Origin of the sequence: Pandoraea captiosa (assembly GCF_902459775.1) — a bacterium.
In the GTDB taxonomy this organism is placed as follows: Bacteria; Pseudomonadota; Gammaproteobacteria; order Burkholderiales; family Burkholderiaceae; genus Pandoraea; species Pandoraea captiosa.
Map to the genome: position 1 here is coordinate 12849 of NZ_CABPSQ010000013.1, position 22024 is coordinate 34872.

At 62.7% G+C, this 22024-nt stretch carries 15 protein-coding genes and 1 tRNA gene; 6 read left to right on the forward strand and 10 right to left on the reverse strand.

Features of this window, described 5'->3' with window-relative positions; all coding sequences use genetic code 11:
* Nucleotides 1–25: 25 nt before the first annotated feature.
* The 4 genes from mdtD to gloB form a co-directional block, all read right to left on the reverse strand.
* On the reverse strand, nucleotides 26–1480 hold the full coding sequence (mdtD, locus tag PCA31118_RS22845) for a multidrug transporter subunit MdtD (protein WP_246190390.1): 1455 nt from the start codon (nucleotides 1478–1480) through the stop codon (nucleotides 26–28).
* Nucleotides 1481–1699: 219 nt separating this feature from the next.
* Nucleotides 1700–3601, reverse strand: coding sequence for a propionate--CoA ligase (locus PCA31118_RS22850; RefSeq protein WP_150627275.1), 1902 nt, complete (start codon nucleotides 3599–3601; stop codon nucleotides 1700–1702).
* A 301-nt stretch (nucleotides 3602–3902) separates the two neighbouring features.
* Nucleotides 3903–5588, reverse strand: a complete 1686-nt coding sequence (locus PCA31118_RS22855) for a transglycosylase SLT domain-containing protein (protein ID WP_150627276.1) — start codon at nucleotides 5586–5588, stop codon at nucleotides 3903–3905.
* A gap of 377 nt (nucleotides 5589–5965) precedes the next feature.
* Nucleotides 5966–6811, reverse strand: coding sequence for a hydroxyacylglutathione hydrolase (gene gloB / locus PCA31118_RS22860; RefSeq protein WP_246190391.1), 846 nt, complete (start codon nucleotides 6809–6811; stop codon nucleotides 5966–5968).
* A 14-nt stretch (nucleotides 6812–6825) separates the two neighbouring features.
* Here gloB and PCA31118_RS22865 point away from each other — a divergent pair, with 14 nt between their 5' ends.
* From PCA31118_RS22865 to PCA31118_RS22880, 4 genes are all read left to right on the forward strand, one after another.
* Entirely contained in the window at nucleotides 6826–7692 is an 867-nt protein-coding gene (locus tag PCA31118_RS22865; protein ID WP_150627277.1) for a methyltransferase domain-containing protein, read from the forward strand.
* An 11-nt stretch (nucleotides 7693–7703) separates the two neighbouring features.
* Entirely contained in the window at nucleotides 7704–8150 is a 447-nt protein-coding gene (gene rnhA, locus PCA31118_RS22870) for a ribonuclease HI (RefSeq protein ID WP_150627278.1), read from the forward strand.
* Between the two features lie 96 nt (nucleotides 8151–8246).
* Entirely contained in the window at nucleotides 8247–8984 is a 738-nt protein-coding gene (dnaQ, locus tag PCA31118_RS22875) for a DNA polymerase III subunit epsilon (protein ID WP_150627279.1), read from the forward strand.
* A gap of 267 nt (nucleotides 8985–9251) precedes the next feature.
* Nucleotides 9252–9326, forward strand: a tRNA-Val gene (locus PCA31118_RS22880).
* 103 nt (nucleotides 9327–9429) lie between these two features.
* On the opposite strand, the gene PCA31118_RS22885 is transcribed toward PCA31118_RS22880, so the two are convergent.
* A complete protein-coding gene (locus PCA31118_RS22885) occupies nucleotides 9430–10683 on the reverse strand; it encodes a hypothetical protein (protein WP_150627280.1) in 1254 nt (417 codons plus the stop codon).
* A 79-nt stretch (nucleotides 10684–10762) separates the two neighbouring features.
* On the reverse strand, nucleotides 10763–12136 hold the full coding sequence (locus PCA31118_RS22890) for a surface lipoprotein assembly modifier (RefSeq protein WP_150627281.1): 1374 nt from the start codon (nucleotides 12134–12136) through the stop codon (nucleotides 10763–10765).
* Between the two features lie 629 nt (nucleotides 12137–12765).
* Between PCA31118_RS22890 and PCA31118_RS22895 the strand changes: the two genes are divergently transcribed.
* The gene (locus PCA31118_RS22895; RefSeq protein ID WP_044456426.1) at nucleotides 12766–15006 is read left to right on the forward strand and encodes an NADP-dependent isocitrate dehydrogenase; all 2241 of its coding nucleotides are present in this window, start codon (nucleotides 12766–12768) and stop codon (nucleotides 15004–15006) included.
* 216 nt (nucleotides 15007–15222) lie between these two features.
* Here PCA31118_RS22895 and PCA31118_RS22900 read toward each other — a convergent pair whose 3' ends face one another.
* The 4 genes from PCA31118_RS22900 to PCA31118_RS22915 form a co-directional block, all read right to left on the reverse strand.
* On the reverse strand, nucleotides 15223–16533 hold the full coding sequence (locus PCA31118_RS22900) for an MFS transporter (RefSeq protein ID WP_150627282.1): 1311 nt from the start codon (nucleotides 16531–16533) through the stop codon (nucleotides 15223–15225).
* Between the two features lie 400 nt (nucleotides 16534–16933).
* Nucleotides 16934–18136, reverse strand: coding sequence for an arabinose transporter (locus PCA31118_RS22905; RefSeq protein ID WP_150627283.1), 1203 nt, complete (start codon nucleotides 18134–18136; stop codon nucleotides 16934–16936).
* 407 nt (nucleotides 18137–18543) lie between these two features.
* On the reverse strand, nucleotides 18544–20151 hold the full coding sequence (locus PCA31118_RS22910) for a Na/Pi cotransporter family protein (RefSeq protein ID WP_150627284.1): 1608 nt from the start codon (nucleotides 20149–20151) through the stop codon (nucleotides 18544–18546).
* 37 nt (nucleotides 20152–20188) lie between these two features.
* On the reverse strand, nucleotides 20189–20839 hold the full coding sequence (locus PCA31118_RS22915) for a TetR/AcrR family transcriptional regulator (protein WP_246190392.1): 651 nt from the start codon (nucleotides 20837–20839) through the stop codon (nucleotides 20189–20191).
* Between the two features lie 150 nt (nucleotides 20840–20989).
* Here PCA31118_RS22915 and PCA31118_RS22920 point away from each other — a divergent pair, with 150 nt between their 5' ends.
* Nucleotides 20990–21829, forward strand: a complete 840-nt coding sequence (locus tag PCA31118_RS22920) for a metal-dependent hydrolase (protein ID WP_150627285.1) — start codon at nucleotides 20990–20992, stop codon at nucleotides 21827–21829.
* Nucleotides 21830–22024 lie beyond the last annotated feature (195 nt).

The window sequence follows — 22024 nt, forward strand, 5'->3', positions numbered from 1 at the left end:
TGGCTGCAGACGTTGAGAACGCGCGTTAATTCGCCGGTGGCGGTGGCGTCGTTGCGGCCGCCTTCGCCCGCGCATCGCCGTCGTCGGAGGCCATTTGTTCGCGATCGGTCAGTTGCGCGAAGATCCACGCCGAGCAACATGTGATCAGCCCCACGCATGCGAACGTCGCACGGAATGCCGGCAACGCCCCCACCCCGGCGCTCTCGCCGAATGTGCCGGTGAAAGTCACCAGCAACGCGCCGCCCACGGTCAGACCGAAGCTCATGGCCAGCATTTGCACCAGCGAGAACAGGCTGTTGCCACCACTCGCGTCGTCCGGATTCAGATCCTTGAGCGTAAGCGTGTTCATGGCCGTGAACTGAATCGAATTGATGCCACCGAGAATACCGAGCTGCACGATGAGCAAGGGCACGGGGTAATTCGGCGTCACCACGGCAAAACTCGCCATCACGCAGCCCGCCAGAATCGTGTTCCAGACCAGCACGGGCCGATAGCCGTAGCGAACGACGAGATGTGTCGCGAGGCTTTTCGCGAAGATGCCGGTAATGGTGATCGGCAGCATCAGCAACCCGGCTTCGAATGCGGAATATCCGAGACTGACCTGCAACAGCAGCGGCACGAGATACGGCACTGCCGCGATGCCGATACGCGCGAACAGATTGCCGAGCAAGCCGACGCTGAACGTGTGCACTTTGAACATTGCCAGCGAGAACAACGGTTGCGGCGTGCGATTTGCATAAAGGCCGTAAGCGACGAAACCGGCGAACCCCAGCACCAGCAACACGAGCATCAGCGCGTGCGCCCCCGCCATGTCGGCATGACGATCGAGCGCCAGCGACGTGGCGACCATGCCCACGCACAGCAGCAAATACCCTTTGATGTCGAACGCCGTTTGATGCGGCGCGCGCGCGTTCGTGAGGAAGAAATGGGCCGCCACGCACCCCGCCGCGCCGACCGGCACATTGATCAGGAACACCCAGTGCCACGACGCGACTTTCACGAGCCAGCCGCCGAGCGTCGGGCCGATCAACGGACCGATCATGCCCGGCACCGCCACGAATGCCAGCGCCTGCAAGTACTGTTCGCGCGGGAAGGTGCGCAACACGGCCAGACGTCCGACCGGCAACAGCATGGCGCCCCCGAAACCCTGGACCACGCGCCAGGCGACCAGCGCATCGAGCGTGCTGGAATAGGCGCACATGGCCGAGCCGAGCGAGAAGATCGTGAGCGCACTGGAGAACACCACGCGCGTGCCGAGCCGGTCCGCCAGCCACCCCGACAGCGGGATGGTCACCGCCATCGTCAACGCGTAGGCGATCACCACGGCCTGCATGTGAAGCGGCGATTGACCGAGATCGCGCGCCATGGCGGGCAGCGCCGTGTTGACGATGGTCGAGTCCAGCGTCTGCATGAAGAAGCCGACGGAGACTACGAAGAGCATTGCCTTGCGCCGCCACGCGGCCGGATCGGAGGATGTCATGTCGATGAGCGATGAACGGGCATGAGCACGTACGCATCATACCGGCGTTGCGTCGACACTTGTCGGAATGCGACGTCGGCTGTCGATATCGAAACCAGTTCGGCATCCCAATGCACTGCGGCGCAATCCGACAATCGGATGCGCCGCAGGGTTGCTTCATTGCGCTCGGTCGATCCTCATGATCCTTATCGACGCTGATGATCGTTGCCGAGCAAGGCCCTACGCTCCCTTCACCGCATCGCGCACCTGCTCAAGCGCTGCCGGGTCTTCGAGCGTGATCAGATCGCCCGTCTCGCGTCCCTCGCAGATCGCCTGAATCGCGCGCCGCAATAGCTTGCCGGAGCGCGTCTTGGGCAGCATCGAGACGAAAAACACGCGTGCCGGACGCGCCACCGCGCCCAACTGCTTGTCCACGGTCTTCATCACATCGCCCTCCAGCGCGAGACGCGCCTCGGGCGTCTGCGCTTCGTCCGGGCGCCGGAGCACCGCAAAGGCCATGGCGACCTGCCCCTTCAAGGCATCCTGCACACCGATGACCGCAACTTCGGCCACCGCCGGATGGCTCGCGATGCTCTCCTCGATTTCGCGCGAACCGAGCCGGTGCCCTGCCACGTTGATCACGTCGTCAGTGCGACCGAGAATGAAGTAGTAACCGTCCTCATCGCGCACGCCCCAATCGAAACTGGAATACAGCATGCGCCCCGGCACCGTCTGCCAGTACGTTTTGACGAAGCGCTCGTCGTCGCCCCAAAGGGTGCTCAGGCAGCCCGGCGGCATCGGGCCCTCGATCGCCAGCACGCCCTTTTCATTCGGCCCGCAATCCTCGCCGGTCGCCTCGTTGACGAGTTTCACGTCGTAGCCGTACACCGGCTTGCCCGGGGACCCGAGCTTGCCGGGCAGCACCTCGACCCCGCGCGCCATGCCGAGAATCGGCCAGCCCGTCTCCGTCTGCCAATAGTTGTCGACGACCGGCTTGCCGACGCCTTCGGTGAGCCATCGCGCGGTCGGCTCGTCCAGCGGCTCGCCGGCAAGGAAGATGAGACGCAGCGACGTGAGATCGTACTGCGTCAGATAGGCGGGATCCTGCTTCTTGAGCACGCGAATCGCCGTGGGCGCAGTGAAGAGCTGGGTCACCTTGTACTTTTCGACGATGCGCCACCAGATACCGCCATCCGGGCGAATCGGGGTGCCTTCGTACATGACGGTCGCAATTCCGGCGAGCAGTGGCGCGTACACGATGTAGCTGTGGCCGACGACCCACCCGATGTCCGAAGCGCAAAACATCGTGTCGCCCGGTTTCGCGCAGAAGATATGCTGCATCGACGAGGCCAGCGCGACCGCGTAGCCGCCCGTGTCGCGTTGTACGCCCTTGGGTTTGCCGGTAGTCCCGGAGGTGTAGAGCACGTACGACGGGTCGCTCGACTCCATCCATTCGCAGGGAACGAACGCATCGAGATGCTGCTCGCGCAGCGGTGCGTAGTCCACGTCGCGGCCGGCTACGCGCGCCATCGGTGCGAGTCCGCGGTCGATCAGCAACACGCTCGACGGCTTGTGCTGCGCGAGCGCAACGCCTTCATCGAGCAAAGGCTTGTACGGCACGACCTTGCCATTGCGTGAACCGGCGTCGGCAGAGACGATGACCTTGGGTTGTGCGTCGTCGATACGCGCGGCGAGGTTCACGGACGCGAAGCCCCCGAACACCACCGAGTGAATCGCGCCGAGCCGCGCGCAAGCGAGCATCGCGAACAATGCCTCCGGCACCATCGGCATGTAGATCAGCACACGCTCGCCGCGCGCAACGCCCAACGATTGCAGCGACGCGGCCATGCGGTTGACCTCCGCCGAGAGCTCGTCGTAGGTATAGACACGCTCCTGCTCGGTTTCCGTGGACACCCAGACGAGTGCGTTCTGTGTGCCGCGCGACGGCAAATGGCGGTCGATCGCGTTGTGGCAGAGGTTGGTCCGTCCGCCGACGAACCAGCGCGCGAAGGGCGGATTGTCGTAGTCGAGCACCTGGTCGAACGGGGTCTCCCAGTCGATCAGCCTGGCCTGCTCCTCCCAGAAGGCCGCACGCGAGTCCGGTGCAATCGAACGGGCGTGAAACGACGCATATGAAGTCATGGTGTCTCCTTCCATTTATTTTGCAACCAGTGTGCGCGTTGACGCTTACGGAAGGCTTACCGGAGACATCCCGTGATCCCGGACATGCTAGGGGATTACGCGGAGATAGCAGGAAGATTGAGCGAGATCAAAAGCATGGGGGCGGCACGGGCATCTCAGATGGGTTCGGCGCGTTAGGCGAGATCGCGGGCATGCACGACGGAGGGCGGGTCTCGGTCTATCCGGTCCCGACAAAGCAAAACGCCCGTGAGGCATGACCTCACGGGCGTTTTGCAGACGGTACGACTGTCGCGGCCTTGGCTTAGCGTTGCGCGGTCTTGGTGACCTTCGTCGCTGGCTTTGCTGCGGCCTTGGCGACCGGTTTGGCGGGCGCCTTCGATGCCACCTTCGCGGCCGGTGCGGCCTTGCTCGCCGTCGCGGTCTTGGCCGACTTTGCCGAGGTGGCCGGGCTGGCCGCCGGACGGTGGTCGACCACGCGGATCATCTTGCCGTTCTTGCCCTTGACCAAACGGGTGCGCGGTGCGTCGTCGTCATTCTTCGCGGCAACCGGTTCCGGCGCCGACGCCGCGAGCACGCGGGAAGCGTCCTTGACCGGCACGTGAAGCACCAGCAGTTGGCCCGAGGTCAGCGTATCGCGACGCAGACGGTTCCAGCTCTTGATCTGCGCCACGCTCACACCGCTGCGTGCGGCAACACCGGCGAGCGTGTCGTGCTTGCGGGCACGCACCATCACCTTGCGCGTGTCCGGCAGATCGGGTTCGAGCGCCAGCACGGCGCTGGTGGCGACCGACGCACTGATGTCCTGATCGATGTCGTCCGAGCGCGGCACCAGCAGCGTGGACCCGGCCTTCAGACGCATACGCGGCGCAATGTTGTTGACCGAACGGATGACGGCGGCGTCGACGCCGAGCTTGCGCGCCACGTCTTCCGGACGCTCGCGCGAGGCCGACGTATAAGTCGTCCAGCTCGACAGCGGCTTGTCGTAGCTCTTCAGACGGCGCTGGAAGACTTCGGCGCTATCGAAGGGCAACAGAATCTGCGTTTGCGCAGCGCCCAGAATCACAGGCTTGCGGAACGACGGGTTGAGCGCACGGAATTCGTCGAGCGGCAGATCGGCCAGTTTGGCGGCCAGCGCCACGTCGATGTCGCGCTTGGTGGTGACGCTGACGAAGTACGGGTGGTTCGGGATCTCCGGCAGCTTCACGCTGTAGATATCCGGATGCGCAATGATGTTCTTGATCGCCTGGAGCTTCGGCACGTAGTAGCGCGTCTCCGTCGGCATGCGCAGGCTCAGGTAGTCGGTCGGCAGCCCCTGTGCCTGATTACGGTCGATGGCCCGCTGCACGTTGCCTTCGCCCCAGTTATAGGCAGCGAGCGCCAGGTGCCAGTCGCCGAACATGGCATAGAGCTTCGAGAGGTAATCGAGCGCGGCAGTCGTCGATGCGAGCACATCGCGGCGCTCGTCCTGGAACATGTTCTGCTTGAGGTTGTACGTCTTGCCGGTACTCGGAATGAACTGCCACATACCGGCCGCCTTGGCCGTCGAGAGCGCTTGCGGGTTATAGGCGCTTTCCACGAACGGCAGCAACGCGAGTTCCGTCGGCATATGGCGACGCTCGAGCTCTTCGACGATATGGAACAGGTATTTCTCCGAGCGCTGAATCATGCGCTCGACGTACTCCGGACGCTGCGCGTACCACTGCGTGCGGTCCTGCGCGAGGTCGGTGTCGAGATTGGGGATGGAGAAACCGTGACGGATACGCGACCAGAGGTCGGCGTCGTCGCTGCCGTATGCCAGGTCGTTGATCGAATCGTTGTCGAGGTCGATGGGCTGATCGCTGGAGACGCGCTGCTTGCCTTTTGCGGTCGAAGCGACGGGCGACTTGCTCTGCGCCGTGGGTGAGGAATTCGATGCACCTGTAGTCGGCGCTGTGCTGGCACACGCTGCCAACAGCAGCGTCAGGAGCAAGCTAACGATAAGTCGCATTGATCGGGCTCGATTTGGGTTACATCTTCATGAAATTGGCAAGGATGGTAAGGAAACCCTTCAGATGCGTCAACCATTCTGCCTAATTTTTTTGCAAAATTTACGCAAAAAGGCCCTAAAAACAAGGGTTATCCCTTAAGTCGAATTCACGAAATGTGGCCGAACCGACACGCGTTTTCACAAGGCTTTGTCACGCAGCTGCCGTATACGATGCCATCGACAAGATGGTCGATCTTCGCACTAGGGATGATTCGTCGGGCAGGAGCAGGCGACACCGAACCTGTCAATATCCGCTTTGTGACAGAACGCGTCGCACGTCGTGCTGTTGACAGTTTCCGTCGGCAACATTACGCGCTTGCGTTCAGCACCGATGTCGTTTAGCGGAAGGTATCTTTCCAGCCGCGCACGGCGGCGAAAACGGCTTCGCGGGAGAGTTCCGTTTGCCCGACGTGCTGCTGAGCCGCCGCAATCACGGCAGGCGCGTCGCTGCGCAGGAACGGGTTGGTCACGCGCTCCTGTGCGAGTGTCGTGGGCAGCGTGGGACGACCGGCGGCGCGCAGCGCCGTCGCTTCCTGATGCCACGCGTTGAGGGCCGCATTGTCCGGGTCCACGGCAAGCGCAAACCGGATGTTCGACAGCGTGTATTCGTGTGCGCAGTGCACGAGCGTTGCGGGCGGCAATGCGGCGAGCGCGTCCAGCGAGGCGAGCATTTGCGCCGGGGTGCCTTCGAACAGACGGCCGCACCCGCACGAGAACAGCGTATCGCCGCAGAACAGACGCGGCGCACCGGCCGCCCCTGCCCCAAGGAAGTAGGCAATGTGACCCGACGTATGGCCGGGAACGTCGATCACCTCGAGCGTCATCGCAGGCGCATCGATGTGCACTGTCTCCCCACCGTGATGCGGATGATCGACGCAGGCGATCGCTTCGCGTGCGGGACCATGCACCGGCACGTCGAACCGTTCCAGCAATGCGTCGACGCCGCCGATGTGATCGGCATGCTTGTGCGTGATGAGAATGGCGCGCAGCGTGAGGCCGCGCGAATCGAGATAGGCGAGCACGGGGGCGGCGTCGCCCGGGTCGACCACGACGGCATCTTTGCCGTCATCGATCACCCAGAGATAATTGTCCTGGAACGCGGGGACGGGAAAGACGGTCAGTGTTCCGGCCGACGACTTGCTTATCTCACTCACCGTACTCACCGCATCTGCGTGCGCATCCATATATACTCGCCACCATGTCAGAACGTCCGATTATAGACTGGCCCGTCTGGCTCGTCTCACCGCCAGGCCGCTACGCGCTCGCATGGGAACAGGCCCTTTTCGACCAATGGGTCGGGGATCTGTTCGGCTATCACGCGCTGCAACTGGGGCGTCCCGAGCTCGATACGCTGCGCGAAAACCGCATGCCCTACCGCGGCCTCATTCTTCCCGCCGCACGCGGCCCGCAAGCGCCCCCTCTCATGACCAAGGCCGCCAGCGACACGACCGCCGTCGGGACATCCTGCGACTCTGGGTCCGGCGCCGCCGACATGGTCGCACGCGACATTCTCGTGAGCCGCTTCGACGAGCTGCCCATCGCGACCGCCAGCACGGATCTCGTGGTGCTGCCGCATGTGCTCGAGTTCGCCGAAAATCCGCACGACATTCTGCGTGAAGTCGAGCGCATTCTGGTGCCCGAGGGACAGGTCATCATCACGGGCTTCAACAACCTGAGCCTGTGGGGGGCACGCGAAGAGCTGGGGCGACTGGCGGGCACGCCGTTCCTGCCCCCTGGGGCGGATCTGATTGCGTTCACGCGCCTGAAAGACTGGCTCAAGCTGCTGTCGTTCGACATCGATCGTGGCCGCTTTGGCTGCTATCGTCCGCCGCTGCGAGGCGAGCACTGGCTGCAGCGCTTCGAATTCATGGAGCCGGCCGGCGACCGCTGGTGGCCGATCTTCGGGGCGCTTTACGCCGTGCGCGCCGTCAAGCGCGTCAAGGGCATGCGCTTGGTCGGTAAAGTTCGCAAGCGTATACTCGGCCTCCAGCCGGCGGCGGCGCCGGTCGCGACACCCAACACGACCCACCGCCAGATGGCAGAAGCGACCGACGCGTCCGATTGAACGTTTGAGAGATGACCTTGCCGCAAGTTGAGATTTATACCGACGGTGCCTGCAAAGGCAATCCCGGCCCCGGCGGCTGGGGCGCCCTGCTCGTCGCAGGCAAACACCGCAAGGAAATGTTTGGCGGCGAACCGAATACCACGAACAACCGCATGGAATTGCTGGCTGTCATCCGCGCGCTCGAAGCGCTGAACAAGCCGTGCCATGTCGTGCTGCATACCGATTCGCAGTATGTCCAGAAAGGCATCAGCGAGTGGATTCACGGCTGGAAAGCGCGGGGCTGGAAGACCGCTGCCAAGGAGCCTGTGAAGAATGCCGACCTCTGGCAGACGCTCGACGCCGTGTCGCAAAAGCATGACATCGACTGGCGTTGGGTGAAGGGCCACGCGGGCCACGACGGCAATGAAGCGGCCGATCAGTTGGCCAATCGCGGCGTGGAGAGTCTGCGCCGCGGCTGACCCCTGCTCTCCGTTTCAGCACCATACGCGCGCTGCGCAAGGCCAAGCGGCCCACAGCGCGCCAATTCCGAAAGTCCATCAACCTGATCGAACCTCATGCGACAACTGATCCTCGATACCGAAACTACAGGCCTGAATGCCAGGACGGGTGACCGTCTGCTGGAAATCGGCTGTGTCGAACTGGTCAATCGCCGCCTGACCGGCAACAACCTGCACTTCTATATCAATCCCGAGCGCGACAGCGATCCGGGCGCACTGGCGGTGCACGGGCTGACGACCGAATTCCTGTCCGACAAGCCCAAGTTCGCCGAGATTGCCGAGCAGTTGCGTGAGTACTGTCGCGGCGCCGAAATCATCATTCACAACGCGGCCTTCGACCTTGGCTTCCTCGACATGGAGTACAGCCGTCTGGGCTGGCCGCCTTTCATGGAGCATTGCGCCGGACTGATCGATACCCTATTGCGCGCGCGTGAGATGTTCCCCGGCCGACGCAACTCGCTCGATGCGCTGTGCGAACGACTCGGCGTGAACAACGCGCATCGTACGCTGCACGGCGCCTTGCTCGATGCGGAACTGCTCGCGGACGTCTATCTTGCGATGACGCGCGGTCAGGAAAGTCTCGTCATCGACGAAGGTGAAAGCGATCAGGGGAACGATGGCGTGACGCGCGAGAAGATTTCGCTGCGCCAGTTCGAGTTGCCGGTGATCCTCGCCGCCGCCGAAGAAATCGAACTGCACGACGGCGTGCTCAACGGTATCGACAAAGGCATCAAGGGCACCTGCGTCTGGCGCAAGGAACCGGAACCACCTGAAGGTGAAGCCGCCGCTGCGTGAATCCCGGGACGAATGGGAACGGCTTGCGAAAATTTCGCGTGAGGCCCTTCCCAAATGAAGAAAACGTCCCTATAATCGCTGTCTTTGCTGCTTGCGAGTCATCGCAAGAAACGGCGTGAAGTGATCGAGAGATATCGTCACGACGGCAGCAAAATAGATCGAAAAGAAAGGTTGCAGAGTTCTACGAAAACAGTTAAAGTTCTGCTCCTGATTGCGAAAGAAGAACTTCAGCAATCGACACTAAATCATTGATTTAGTTAATGATTTGGGTGGTTAGCTCAGCGGTAGAGCACTGCCTTCACACGGCAGGGGTCACAGGTTCAATCCCTGTACCACCCACCAAATTCGAAGGGCCGACAATGCGTCGGCCCTTTTTGCATTCCGCGTCTGAATTCGGGATGGGGTGCATCCGATGCGCCCCATCCTGCCCATCCTCCACCACTCGTCAGCGCTTGAATCCCGCCGCGCCGATCACCCTCACGTCCGAACCGTTCAGCGAGTAGACGATCCCCGCATTGTTCGCCGCCGCGCCGGTCAGCACGCCTTGCGTCGAGAACGTGCACGCACCGCCCGAACATGTGCCGCCCGTGACGTTCTGCGTCATGGTGCTGAACGTCGCTCGCGCACCGTCCGGTCCCACCGTCGTCGCCCCAGCACCGGTCACATACGTTCGTCCCGGCATCGCGATCGTCAGATTAGGCGTCACGTTGTACTGCGCATTCTGAAAAGCGATGCTCAGGGAACCCGACACCGTGCCCGTCGCGCCCGCGACCATATCGATGGCACTGGTGGCGCCAACGAGTGCGTACGTCATCGTGCCGGACACCGGCAAATTCGCATCCAACGTGGGTTTGCCCACGACGAATGGCATGCCCGCCAATCGCGTCGACAAGTCCATCGGCACGCCGTGATCCGTGACCTCGCCTGCCGTCCAGCGCCCCCATCCGAGATCGTCCAGCTTGCCCGCGTCGGCCACCGTCACCGCGGAATTCACCACGAATGGCATCGCCCCATTCGCAAACTTCGTCAGCGCGCTCTGTGCGTCGAACGTCGCCGTGCCCGCGCCGAGGCTCGCAAGTCCGTCCGAACCCCAATTCATGAACGTGTAACCCGGTCCGCTTTGCAGCACGATGGGGGGCGGCAGCGTCGGCCCCGAGGGAAGTGACGGAACGATAGACCCCGGATTCCCCACCCCGCCCGAGCCGCCCGGCAATTGTGTTATCGGTGGCGCCACCAGGATCGGGGGCGGCGGGACGGTGTCGTTCTGCGCCGGCGGCGGCAAAAACGGCGACGGCCGCGGCGCGAACGCCAGCCCCGGATTCTGAGGCAAGATAATCGGTGGCGCTGTCGTTGGCGGGACGAAGCCGAACTGTCCGGGCGAAAAGATTGCCGAGCCGCCGGAATTCGTGACGGCAATCGCACCCTCCAGCACAGAGACATAGAGCCCGGGTTGAACCCCCGGCGTTACGGGCCGCGCACCGTCACCGCCCCCCGCGCCGACGATCGACGATGTCGGCCCGGCATAGCGGCTGGGATCGAACGCGATGGTTTGCGCGTTCACATGCGACACACATGCGATCATCGCCGTCGCCGCGATGACGCGAAGCGAATTCGCGAGTCGCGTCCAAGCCCGATTGGCAACGGCGGCCGAGCGGACATCGCATTGCGTGGAGACCGTACGCGGCGCGAAGGCTGTCATACGTCGCGTCAACCCGATGTTCAACAGACAGCCATCGACCGACATCGCCGTCCGACGCCCACGCGGCGCACGACGTGTCTTAGCGGAAGTCATAGCGAGCGACGATTTCATAAACACTCCGGTGATAGTCGTACAACGTCAGACTGGAACGATTTCGGGTGAAGCTGTATTGCGGCGTGATCGAGAAAGCTTTCGTGACGAAGTAGGAGTAGCCAGCCCGCACATCGAGCTGGCGATCGCGCCGCTCCACTAGGAACATGCTGTCGAGCGTGTCGTAATCGCGCCGCTCGAAACTCACGCTCGCGAACAGCACCTGATTGGGCATGACGTGCCATTCGCCACCGGTGCGCCCGCCCCACAGATCGTTGCCGAACGCCGCCGCATTGCCGTCCTTGGGACTTTCGCGTCCGCCATACATCGACGCAAAAACGACGGGTGCGCCATAAACGCTCGAGAACCCCTTGACCACCGACGCCCCGCCGACTGCCCGGTTGACGTCGCGCACGTTCGTGCCCATGTAGCGCAGCGGCGTGTATTGCCCGAACGCGGCTGCCTGAAGCCCGTTGCCGAGATCCCTCGTCCATTGCGCCGAGAAACCGTTCAGATTGCGATAGCTCTCGGCGTCGAGCCACATGTGCTGATTGACGTACTGCACGCCAAAGTTGTTCGGGCCGGACAACCAGTTCGCGCCGAGCTGCAACGTATAGCTGCCCTGATCGAAAGCGCGAGCGTTGCCGCCATACCGACGAATGTCGAAATCCGCACCGCCCGAGACGACGAGATGGTCCGTCACCGCGTGACGCACGAGCACGCCACCGCTCACGTCCCCAAAGTTCGCCGGCGTGCCGCGCGCCGTGCCGTCGAGTACGAAGACGAGACCGCCCAGCGACGGAATGGCGATGGACGAATTGGTCGTGGCATTGTTGGCGTTGGTGTCGCGTCCGAAATTGCCCTGGACATAACCGGTCACCGCCGTACGTTCCCCGACCGGCACGTCGATGGCGTTCAGATAGGCCTGAATCACCGGCCTGACACCCTCCGGTACATCGCCGGACGCCACACTCTCGAATTCACGTCGCGCGTCCTCTCGCTGCCCCAGCGCGAAATAGACGCGAGCGAGTTCGAGTCGCGCGGGCCCGTCCCCGGGGCGCTGCGCCACAGTTCGCTTCAACGCACGCTCGGCAACGTCGAGGTGCCGCGTGTCGGCCGCCGCAATGCCGAGCAGGTAGTCGTACTCCGCATCCCCGGCAAGACGGCCTTCGAGCGGCGCCAGCACCGCATACGCCTCTTCCGGCGATTTGGCCTTCATGAAGGCACGGGCCTGCGTGATGGCAGGATCGCGCGTGTTCGCGCCGGACGCCGCCGATGTGTCGGCAGCATGCGCGACCGACGTCATGACAACGGCAACCGCCGCCGCGACGATGACGCGTCGGCTACTCGATAAAACAGACATTCAATGAACCCCCGGTACGACGAAACCTCCGGCACTGCCGGTAGCGTCTTGCTGGCTTGTTGATTGTTTTGCTTATTGCAACTGCATGGCCGAACCACGTCGCGCGCGCATCTCTTTTGCGTGCGACGTCATGGCGAACGTCCGGCGGAAGTCGGGGGGGGGATGACTGCACCCGGGCGTAGGTCGCCCGGGGCCGGTACGTTGGGCGCCATTAGAGCGCAAGGCGCAAGCGCTGACAAGCAGGAAATCAGCCTGTTGGACGGCGAACACAGATGACCGGCTTCTGGTCGGCAGAACGGACTGGCGCGGACTCACGCCGAAATTCATCGCCGGTTTTTCATAGATTTTTACTATTGAATAAAGAAAATCATTATGAATTCGCTCATCAAATGCCTTCCAAATCGCTGTCTGTTACCCACGCCGCCCCGGCCTGCGGGGTTTTCGACGGCGTTATGGGGACTTCCGTGCCAGTCTTATATAAGACCCGAGCATTCACATTACGAAAAGGCATTTCAGTTTTGCCCCCGACCCGTGTCACAATCGGGGGAAATTTGTCATGGCTAGCGGACTGTCACCCCAGTCGGCGGCGTTCCCCCACCTTTTCCTGATTCTTGAATCCGAGACCAGCGATGAGTACGCAGCAACCCAGCATCATCTACACCCTGACCGACGAAGCACCGCTTCTGGCCACCGGCTCTTTCCTTCCGATCATCCGCACCTTCACCGCCCCGGCGGGCGTGGCGATCGAGACGAGCGACATTTCGGTCTCGGGCCGTATCCTCGGCGAATTCCCCGAATTCCTGACCGAAGAACAACGCGTGCCGGACAACCTCGCCGAACTGGGCCGTCTGACGCAGGACCCGAACACGAACATCATCAAGCTGCCGAACATCAGCGCATCGGTTTTCCAACTCCAGAGCGCCATCAAGGAACTTCAGTCGAAGGGCTACAAGGTCCCGGACTATCCTGAAGATCCGAAGACCGACGAAGAGAAAGCCATTCAGAAGCGCTATTCGAAGTGCCTCGGCTCGGCCGTCAACCCGGTCCTGCGCGAAGGCAACTCGGACCGCCGCGCACCGCTCGCCGTCAAGAACTACGCCAAGAAGCACCCGCACAGCATGGGCGAGTGGAGCATGGCTTCGCGCACGCACGTCGCGCACATGAAGCATGGCGACTTCTACCACGGTGAAAAGTCGATGACGATCGACAAGGCCCGCGACGTCCGTATGGAGCTCGTCACCAACAGCGGCAAGACGATCGTGCTCAAGCCGAAGGTCTCGCTGCTCGACGGCGAAATCATCGACAGCATGTTCATGAGCAAGAAGGCGCTGTGCGAGTTCTACGAAGAGCAGATGGAAGACGCACGCAAGACCGGCGTCATGTTCTCGCTGCACGTGAAGGCCACCATGATGAAGGTCTCGCACCCCATCGTCTTCGGCCACGCCGTGAAGATCTTCTACAAGGAAGCCTTCGAAAAGCACGGCAAGCTGTTCGACGAACTGGGTGTGAACGTCAATAACGGTCTCGTGAACCTGTACGAGAAGATCGAAGCCCTGCCGAGCACGCAGCGCGAAGAGATCATTCGCGATCTGCACGCCTGCCACGAGCACCGTCCGGAACTCGCGATGGTCGACTCGGCCAAGGGCATCTCGAACCTGCACGCACCGAACGACGTGATCGTCGACGCTTCGATGCCTGCCATGATCCGCATCGGCGGCAAGATGTGGGGCGCCGACGGCCGGCCGAAGGACACGAAGGCCGTGATCCCGGAAAGCACGTTCGCTCGCATCTATCAGGAAATCATCAACTTCTGCAAGACAAACGGTGCATTCGACCCGACCACCATGGGTACGGTGCCGAACGTCGGCCTGATGGCGCAGAAGGCGGAAGAGTACGGCTCGCACGACAAGACGTTCGAGATCGCCGAAGACGGCGTGGCGAACATCGTCGACATCGCCACGGGCGAAGTGCTGCTCTCGCAGAACGTGGAAGCCGGCGACATCTGGCGTATGTGCCAGGTCAAGGACGCGCCGATCCGTGACTGGGTGAAGCTCGCAGTGAACCGCGTGCGCAACTCGGGCATGCCGGCCGTGTTCTGGCTCGACCCGTACCGTCCGCACGAAGCCGAACTGATCAAGAAGGTCGAAAAGTACCTGAAGGATTACGACACGACCGGTCTCGATATCCAGATCATGTCGCAAGTGCGCGCCATGCGTTACACGCTCGAGCGCGTGATCCGTGGCCTGGACACCATCTCGGTGACCGGCAACATTCTGCGCGACTACCTGACCGACCTGTTCCCGATCATGGAACTGGGCACCAGCGCCAAGATGCTTTCGATCGTGCCGCTCATGGCCGGTGGCGGCATGTACGAAACGGGCGCCGGCGGTTCGGCACCGAAGCATGTCAAGCAACTGGTGGAAGAGAATCACCTGCGCTGGGACTCGCTGGGTGAATTCCTGGCGCTGGCCGTGTCGCTGGAAGACCTCGGCATCAAGACGGGTAACGAACGCGCCAAGATCCTCGCCAAGACGCTCGACGCCGCTACGGGCAAGCTGCTCGACAACAACAAGGGTCCGTCGCCGAAGACCGGCGAGCTGGACAACCGTGGCAGCCAGTTCTACCTGGCAATGTACTGGGCGCAGGAACTTGCCGAGCAGAAGGACGACGCCGAACTGGCCAAGGTCTTCGCCCCGCTCGCCAAGCAACTGACCGAGAACGAGAAGACCATCGTGGGCGAACTCGCCGACGTGCAAGGCAAGCCGACCGACATCGGCGGCTACTACAAGCCGGACTTCGCAAAGCTCGAACAAGTCATGCGCCCGAGCAAGACGTTCAACGCTGCGCTGGCAAGCGTCGCCAAGGCGTAAGTCGTCAGCCGACAGTCGCTTCCGTACGACTTGTACGACGGCGCTGTCGGCGTAAGTCCGCAAGGATTGCGCCGACAGCTGCCAATAAAAAAGCGGGTCCATTTGCGTGGACCCGCTTTTTTTTGACCTCGCTTCACCGCATTACCGCTTGCAGTGAAGGCAGCCGGAGGAAGTGCGGGCGACGCCGCCCTTCACTTCCCCCTCCGGAACGAACGATCAGCGATTGACCTGTTCCTTCGACTGGGTCAGCGCCAGCACGGCACCCAGTGCCAGCGCGGCCGACACGCAGTACATGCCTGCGTTCGTGCTTTGCGTCACATCCTTGAGCCAGCCGATCACGAACGGGCTGACGAAGCCCGCCAGATTGCCGATCGAGTTGATCATGCCGATGGCGGCAGCCGCGGAGCCGCCGACGAGCAGCGCGCTCGGGTACGTCCAGAACACCGGCATCGTTGCGAGCATGCCGGCCGTGCCGACCGACAGCGCCACCATGGCGAGCGGCACATTGCTGCCCCACACCGTGCTCAGATACAGACCGACGGCGCCGGCGAGCGACACCACGGCAAAGTGCCAGCGACGCTCACGCGTACGGTCCGAGCTGCGCGCCACACCGATCATGCTGACGACGGCGCAGGCGTAAGGAATGGCGGTCAGCAGACCGACGTCGAGCGCACTCTTCACGCCGCTGGCCTTGATGAGCGTCGGCAGGTAGAAGCCAATGCCGTAGAGACCCATCATGCAGCAGAAGTAGATCACGGCCATGAGCCACACGCGGCCGTTCGTGAACACCGACGCGACCGATTGCGGCGCCTTGCCCGCGCTGTCCTGCGCGATGTTGCGCTCGAGCACGGCCTTTTCGTCTTCCGTGAGCCACTTCGCGGCGCGAATGCCGTTGGGCAGGTACATCAGCGTGATCACACCGAGAATGACCGACGGAATGGCTTCGATGAAGAACAGCCATTGCCATGCCTTCCAGCCGCCCACACCGTTGAACGCTTGCAGAATCCAGCCCGAGAGCGGACCACCGAACACGCCCGCAACGGGAATGCCGATCATGAACAGCGCGTTCATGCGACCACGGCGCTGGGCCGGGAACCAGTACGTGAGATACAGCACGATGCCGGGGAAGAAGCCCGCTTCGGCCACACCGAGGAAGAAGCGCACGACGTAGAACTGCGTGGGCGTCGTCACGAACAGCGTCGCTGCCGAGAGCACGGCCCACGAGATCATGATGCGCGCAATCCAGCGGCGCGCACCGACCTTGTGCATGATGATGTTGCTCGGCACTTCGAAGAAGAAGTAGCCGATGAAGAAGATGCCGGCGCCCAGACCGTAGACGGTCTCGCTGAACTGGAGGTCGTTCAGCATTTGCAGCTTGGCGAAGCCGACATTCACGCGGTCCAGATAGGCCGCGACGTAACACAGGAAAAGGAACGGCAACAAACGCCAGGTCGCTTTTGCGTAGGCTTTCGCCTCGATCTCGCGCGTCTGCGCGTTGGCTTTGACACCGCTAGCGATAGTACTCATGGTCTCCACTTCGAACCTCGGCTGCCCAGCAGCCTGAATTGACTGCAACGCTGCACCCGGACCACTCGCACGATCACGCTGCCTTACCTACTCGACCGCTCTGAAGACCTCGCGATTCCCGCCATACGAGAATCGCTTCCGCGGGGCCCGGAGGCATTGTCTCCGGACGTCACGCCCGGCCCGTAAGCCGTTTGCGACGTTTCTCACCCTGCCATCCCCTTCTGTGATTGGGAGGCCGAGCCGGATTGTAAACCATAGGACACCTCCCGATATGGAACGCTTCCTCAATCTTTCAGCGTTTTCTTAAATCTCGATCGTCGGGAATGTCGTAAGGACGTGATGCCGTGGTGATGCCGTGGGTAAATTGGCACGCAGCGACACCGTTGCTGCGTGCCAACAATCAGCGCTGCCGCGCGCGCAATGTGACCACCACCATGACCCCGATGACCGCTGCGATGGCGCCGCACAGGAACACGGCGCGGTAACCGAACGGGTTGGCAACGGCGCCGGCCAGCGGCCCGGTGGCGAGAATCGCAATGTCCTGAAACGCCGCGTAAGTGCCCAGACTCGTGCCACGGCTGGCCGCCGGCGCACGCTTGACCACTTCGATGCCCAGCGACGGGAAGATCAGCGATGCGCCCGCACCGGCCAATGCCGTGCCGAGCAGCGCCAGCCAAGCCACGGGCGCTTGCCAGACGATGAGCAGACCGATCGCTTCGACAGCGAGCGAGACTTGTGCCACACGCAGATTGCCGAGGCGCTCGGGCCAGCGTCCGCCGATGAGCCGCATGAGCACGAATGCCGCGCCGAAAGCCGACAGCGCGATCGCGGCACCCGTCCAGCGCGACGCTTCGAAGTACAACACCACGAACGCACCGACCACGGCAAAGCCAACGCCCTGCAACGCGAGCGCCAGGCCGGGCATAAACACGATGCGCAGCACCTGCGAATACGGCAACGCGCCGCCCGCGTGATGCGCGGGCGCGACACCGGGGATACGCGCGATGACGGCCCAACCGGCGAGCGGCAGCAGACAGATCGCGACAGCGACACCCACGAGTGCCGTCGATCCATACAATGCCAGTCCCAGCGGCGCCCCGACCGCAAATCCGCCAAAGACGGCGGCACCGGTCCACGACATCACTCGCCCCGATTGCGGCGCGCCGAGGCTGCCGATGGCCCACGTGAGCGTGCCCGTAATGACCAGACTCTCGCCAACACCGAGCAGCAAACGCGCCACCGTCAACATGGCCAGGCGCGGCGCAGGCGCGATCGACAGCAGGCTGGTGGCGAGCAGCGCAACGCCGGACAGCGCGACGAACGACAGACCGCGTATCAGTGCAACGCGTGCGCCGCGCTGATCAGCCGTGCGTCCGGCGAACTTGCGGGTTAGCACCGTGGCGAGCGACTGCACGCCCACGGCGAAACCGACGATGACGTTGTGATAGCCCAGCGTGTTATGCACGAATAGCGGCACGACGGACAGGGACATGCCGATCGTCAGGCATGCGAGAAAAACGTTTAGCGAAAAGCGCAGGAGCAACGCCGTAGCGTTGGCGGGCGCGGCGGCCGTCTGATGGGCCGATGCAGCGGAGGACGACATACGAAAAAACTCCAAGGGTTGCCGCGCGGCGCTGAACGAAAGCTTGAAGACGTAGAGACGCAAAGACACAAAGACGCGTACGCCCAACAAGAAACGACAGACGCCAGCCGGCAGACGAACAACCGCAACGGGGGATCGGATCGAAACAGGCAAATCGGGGAGAGACGGCGCTTGTGGCGCTCAGAGAACCCGGAACAGCGCTGAATGGGCTGACCGGCCGTTCACCAGCGAACGCACGCCCCTCGACCGAGTCGCCGGATCACCGGCCGCTGTCGCGGGGAATGCGTTGGATGACGTGAACGCTTACGTGACACCGGCGATGGTCCGCCAATGCCAAAAATCTGTCCTTATTCTAGCCACGCATGTTGCGTTGCGCAAGCGCCGCAGACGCCGCGGACGCCGATGGCTCAGTCGATCGGATCCGTGCCCTTTGCCCGGCGTGTGCTGGCCTTGATCGTCTGTTGCAACGCACGCCGCAGCGCGCTGTAGCGACGCAACGCCTCTTCCATCACCGAGATGCGCGCATTGCCCGCAGCGCCATCGGCGAGCAACTTGGCCTTGAGCCCGCCGTAGGCGGCTTCCATCGCCACGGCGTGCGTGCCGAGAGAGTCGCCGCCGTCCACGGGCAACGCATCGCTTTCGATGTGATCGAGCAACGCGGTCGACTCACGCAGGAACGACGTGTACACGTCGGAGAGCCCCGTGGCCGTCGCCGTCTGGTCCTGCAACGCGGCAGCGGCGATCGCCTGCTCCGCGGCACTCTCGTAGTACCGCAGGGTGCGCAAGGTATCGGCGAGTCGTTCGGCGGAGCCGGCCTCCATCGCCACGCGACTCATGCGCTCTGCAAACGACTGGCAAACGCTGCCCAGTCGTGTCACCGACGCGTGCTCCTGCGCCAGCACGCCCGGGCTCATGCCTGTGAGCGCGCCACGCACCATATGCCGACTCATGGCGCCAAGGCGCTCGACTTCACGCTTGAGCGCGTCCACGGCCAGTTGCGGCACCTGCAACACGTTGTCGTCGAGAAACTGTGGCGCGCCTTCGTCTTCCTCACGGGTCCGGAAGCGCCGCTGCAACCAGTGAAGCAACGGCGTGGCGAGCGGAATCATCAGCAGTACGCCCAGCACGTTGAATGTCGTATGGAAGATCGCGAGCTTGATGGCAGGATCGGTGTCGTATCCCATCCACGTCATACCCGCCGAGATGGCGCGGATCATCCACGGCAACAGCAGCAGCGCGACCACGGCGGCGACAACGTTGAACGCCACGTGCGCCATCGAGGCGCGGCGAGCGTTCGGCGTGGCCCCGATCGCCGCGATCACGGCCGTCAGCGTCGTGCCGATGTTTGCACCGATCACGACGGCAGCCGCACCTTGTGCGCTCAGCAGGCCGTTTTGCGCCGCCGTCAGCGTAATGGCCATCGCAGCGGCGGACGACTGCACGATGCACGTGAGCACGAAACCGACGATGACCTGCATCAGCACGTCGAGCGGCCCGTCGCCGTCGGGCATGCGGATCATGCCGGCCATATCGATGAACGCCGATTGCAGCAGCGAAATGCCGAAGAAGAGCAGGCCGAAACCGGCAAGCGCATTGCCGATGGCACCGCGTCGGGTGCCCGCACCGCTCAGGCGCATCGCCACGCCGACGGCGATCATCGGCAATGCGAATGCGTCGATATTGAACTTGAGGCCGATGACCGCAACGATCCACCCCATCATGGTAGAGCCGAGGTTGGAGCCGAACATGAGCCAGAGCGCACCGCCGAGCTTGAGCAATCCAGCGTTCACGAAGCCGATCGTCGCAATCGTCACGACCGACGAGCTTTGCGTGATGGCGGTCACGAGCACGCCTGAGGCAAAAGCTTGCCAGCGCGTTCGCGTTGCACCGGCGAGAATCCGCTCCAGCGCCGGCCCAGCGGCGAGTTTGAGGCCATCGGTCATCATCGACATGCCGATGAGGAAGATACCGACGCCACCTGCCAGAATGCTTACCGCCTTGACGATCTCGCCCATGCAAAGCGTTCCCTCGTGAGACGCCCCGTTTGAGGCGTCAGTTATCGGCGCGCAACAATCCCCAGCATAACCGGTAAAGCTCGTCTTCGAACTCCGGAGTGCCAAGTAATGGCGAGTCCTCCAGCACGGCCGAGCGGAGCGTGCCCATGAAGGCGCGCGTCAGCACGAAGACGGTGGCGGCCGTGGGTTTGCGCATCTCGGGAGCGTCGCGCCTCGCCATGGCAATGGCGATGTGTTCGGCGGCCTCGCGCATCGCCTGCATGACATTCTCGTGGTGGTCCATCTGCCACGCCATCTTGATGAGCGAGCGCTTCACACGCCCACCCGAGCCAAACGCTTCGATCAGCATCCGGATTCGCTCCCGGATCACCCGCTCCGGATCGTCTCCTTGCGCGGCGGCTTGCGCGAGGCGCTCGTTCATTTCGTCCATGACACGACGACGTTCGCGCGCAATCATCGCCAGCAGAATCGCCTCTTTGGTCGGGAAATATTGATACAGCGTACCGATGGAAAAGCCGGCCTTTTTCGCAATGCGGTTGGTGGTGAGCGCGGCCTCGCCTTCTTCGTCGAGAACCTGAGCGGTTGCCTCGAAAATGGTCTCGACGGTGTGTTGCGCGCGCGCCTGCATGGGCCGCTTTCGCATGGTGGACGCGGCATTCGGCGTGACAGGCGGCTTGGATGAGGACATAACGAAAAACCTGAGCGGGAAGCGAGTTGCGGCAGGATGCCGGAAAAATGAATAATGCTCACATTCGCTACGAAATTCAAGAGACGGCGTCATGGGTGTCGTCGGCATCATCGGTGTCGTCGGCGTCACATTGAAGAGAGGTCAGCCATCATGAGCAACGACATTTCCGCCCTGACCGTGCGCAAGCTGAGCATCGATCTGGCCAGCGGCTTCGATCGTCACTGGCACAGCGGCGACGCCTATCGCACCATGTATTACAACGCTTTGTCGATGAGTTTCCCCGTCGGCGAGCAATCGTTCATCGATTCGGTACGCGACACGATGGATCGTCTGCCGCAGGATCCGCGCTACGACAAGCTTCGCGCCGACATCGCCCAATTCATCGGACAGGAAGCCACCCATCGCCATCTGCATGGCCAGTACAACGCGCACCTCGCCAAACAGGGGCTCGTGAACCACTGGGAAAACTGGGCGACACGACGTATCCGATTCGCCCGGCGGCGCAACTTCTCGCCGATGTACATGCTGGCGATCACCGCCGCGTACGAACACTGCACGGCGGTCTTCGGCGACGGCGCATTGCGTTACGACAACTGGCTCGCGAACGCCGAGCCGAAAATGCGCCTGATGTGGCGCTGGCATGCGGCGGAGGAAACCGAGCACAAGGCCGTCGCATTCGATTTGTATCGTGCGCTGGGCGGCAGCGAGCGGCAGCGCGTGTTGTCGTTCCTTTATGTCCTGCTCATGTTCGCGCTGGAGAGCCACGCGCAGACGATCAACAATCTCTGGCACGACGGCACGCTGTTCAAGCCGCGTACCTGGATGGGCTTTTTCTCAATGTTCTTCGGGCGCGACGCCGTCTTCTGGCGTACGGCCGGGCCGATGCTCAAATATGTATTGCCGTCGTTTCATCCGAATCGCCACGGCGATCCCGCCCTCGCGCAGAACTGGCTCGAAGCCCATAACGCCAACTGGCGCGCCGTTCGCTGATTCCCCGGCGCCACCGGTCTTTCCAGCCGCTTGCGCATCACGCGTCTCCTGCCTCTCATCCCTTGCCGCTGACCTCCCACGGTCAGCGGCTTTTCCTTGTCTGTCCTGCCCCGCAAATCGCGCTATGCAATAGCCAAACCGCCGGTGTTAACCCGAAAAGTGTGACGGTAACAACGGAATACCGAGTATCAACGT

Excerpts from the sequence above, each read along its gene's own strand:
- PCA31118_RS22915 (WP_246190392.1), bottom strand. The coding sequence starts at position 20,839 with ATGTCCTCATCCAAGCCGCCTGTCACGCCGAATGCCGCGTCCACCATG.
- PCA31118_RS22900 (WP_150627282.1), bottom strand. The coding sequence starts at position 16,533 with ATGAGTACTATCGCTAGCGGTGTCAAAGCCAACGCGCAGACGCGCGAG.
- PCA31118_RS22890 (WP_150627281.1), bottom strand. The coding sequence starts at position 12,136 with ATGTCTGTTTTATCGAGTAGCCGACGCGTCATCGTCGCGGCGGCGGTT.
- mdtD (WP_246190390.1), bottom strand. The coding sequence starts at position 1,480 with ATGACATCCTCCGATCCGGCCGCGTGGCGGCGCAAGGCAATGCTCTTC.
- dnaQ (WP_150627279.1), top strand. The coding sequence starts at position 8,247 with ATGCGACAACTGATCCTCGATACCGAAACTACAGGCCTGAATGCCAGG.
- PCA31118_RS22910 (WP_150627284.1), bottom strand. The coding sequence starts at position 20,151 with ATGGGCGAGATCGTCAAGGCGGTAAGCATTCTGGCAGGTGGCGTCGGT.
- PCA31118_RS22905 (WP_150627283.1), bottom strand. The coding sequence starts at position 18,136 with ATGTCGTCCTCCGCTGCATCGGCCCATCAGACGGCCGCCGCGCCCGCC.
- gloB (WP_246190391.1), bottom strand. The coding sequence starts at position 6,811 with ATGGATGCGCACGCAGATGCGGTGAGTACGGTGAGTGAGATAAGCAAG.
- PCA31118_RS22855 (WP_150627276.1), bottom strand. The coding sequence starts at position 5,588 with ATGCGACTTATCGTTAGCTTGCTCCTGACGCTGCTGTTGGCAGCGTGT.
- PCA31118_RS22850 (WP_150627275.1), bottom strand. The coding sequence starts at position 3,601 with ATGACTTCATATGCGTCGTTTCACGCCCGTTCGATTGCACCGGACTCG.
- PCA31118_RS22895 (WP_044456426.1), top strand. The coding sequence starts at position 12,766 with ATGAGTACGCAGCAACCCAGCATCATCTACACCCTGACCGACGAAGCA.
- PCA31118_RS22920 (WP_150627285.1), top strand. The coding sequence starts at position 20,990 with ATGAGCAACGACATTTCCGCCCTGACCGTGCGCAAGCTGAGCATCGAT.
- PCA31118_RS22885 (WP_150627280.1), bottom strand. The coding sequence starts at position 10,683 with ATGACAGCCTTCGCGCCGCGTACGGTCTCCACGCAATGCGATGTCCGC.
- PCA31118_RS22865 (WP_150627277.1), top strand. The coding sequence starts at position 6,826 with ATGTCAGAACGTCCGATTATAGACTGGCCCGTCTGGCTCGTCTCACCG.
- rnhA (WP_150627278.1), top strand. The coding sequence starts at position 7,704 with ATGACCTTGCCGCAAGTTGAGATTTATACCGACGGTGCCTGCAAAGGC.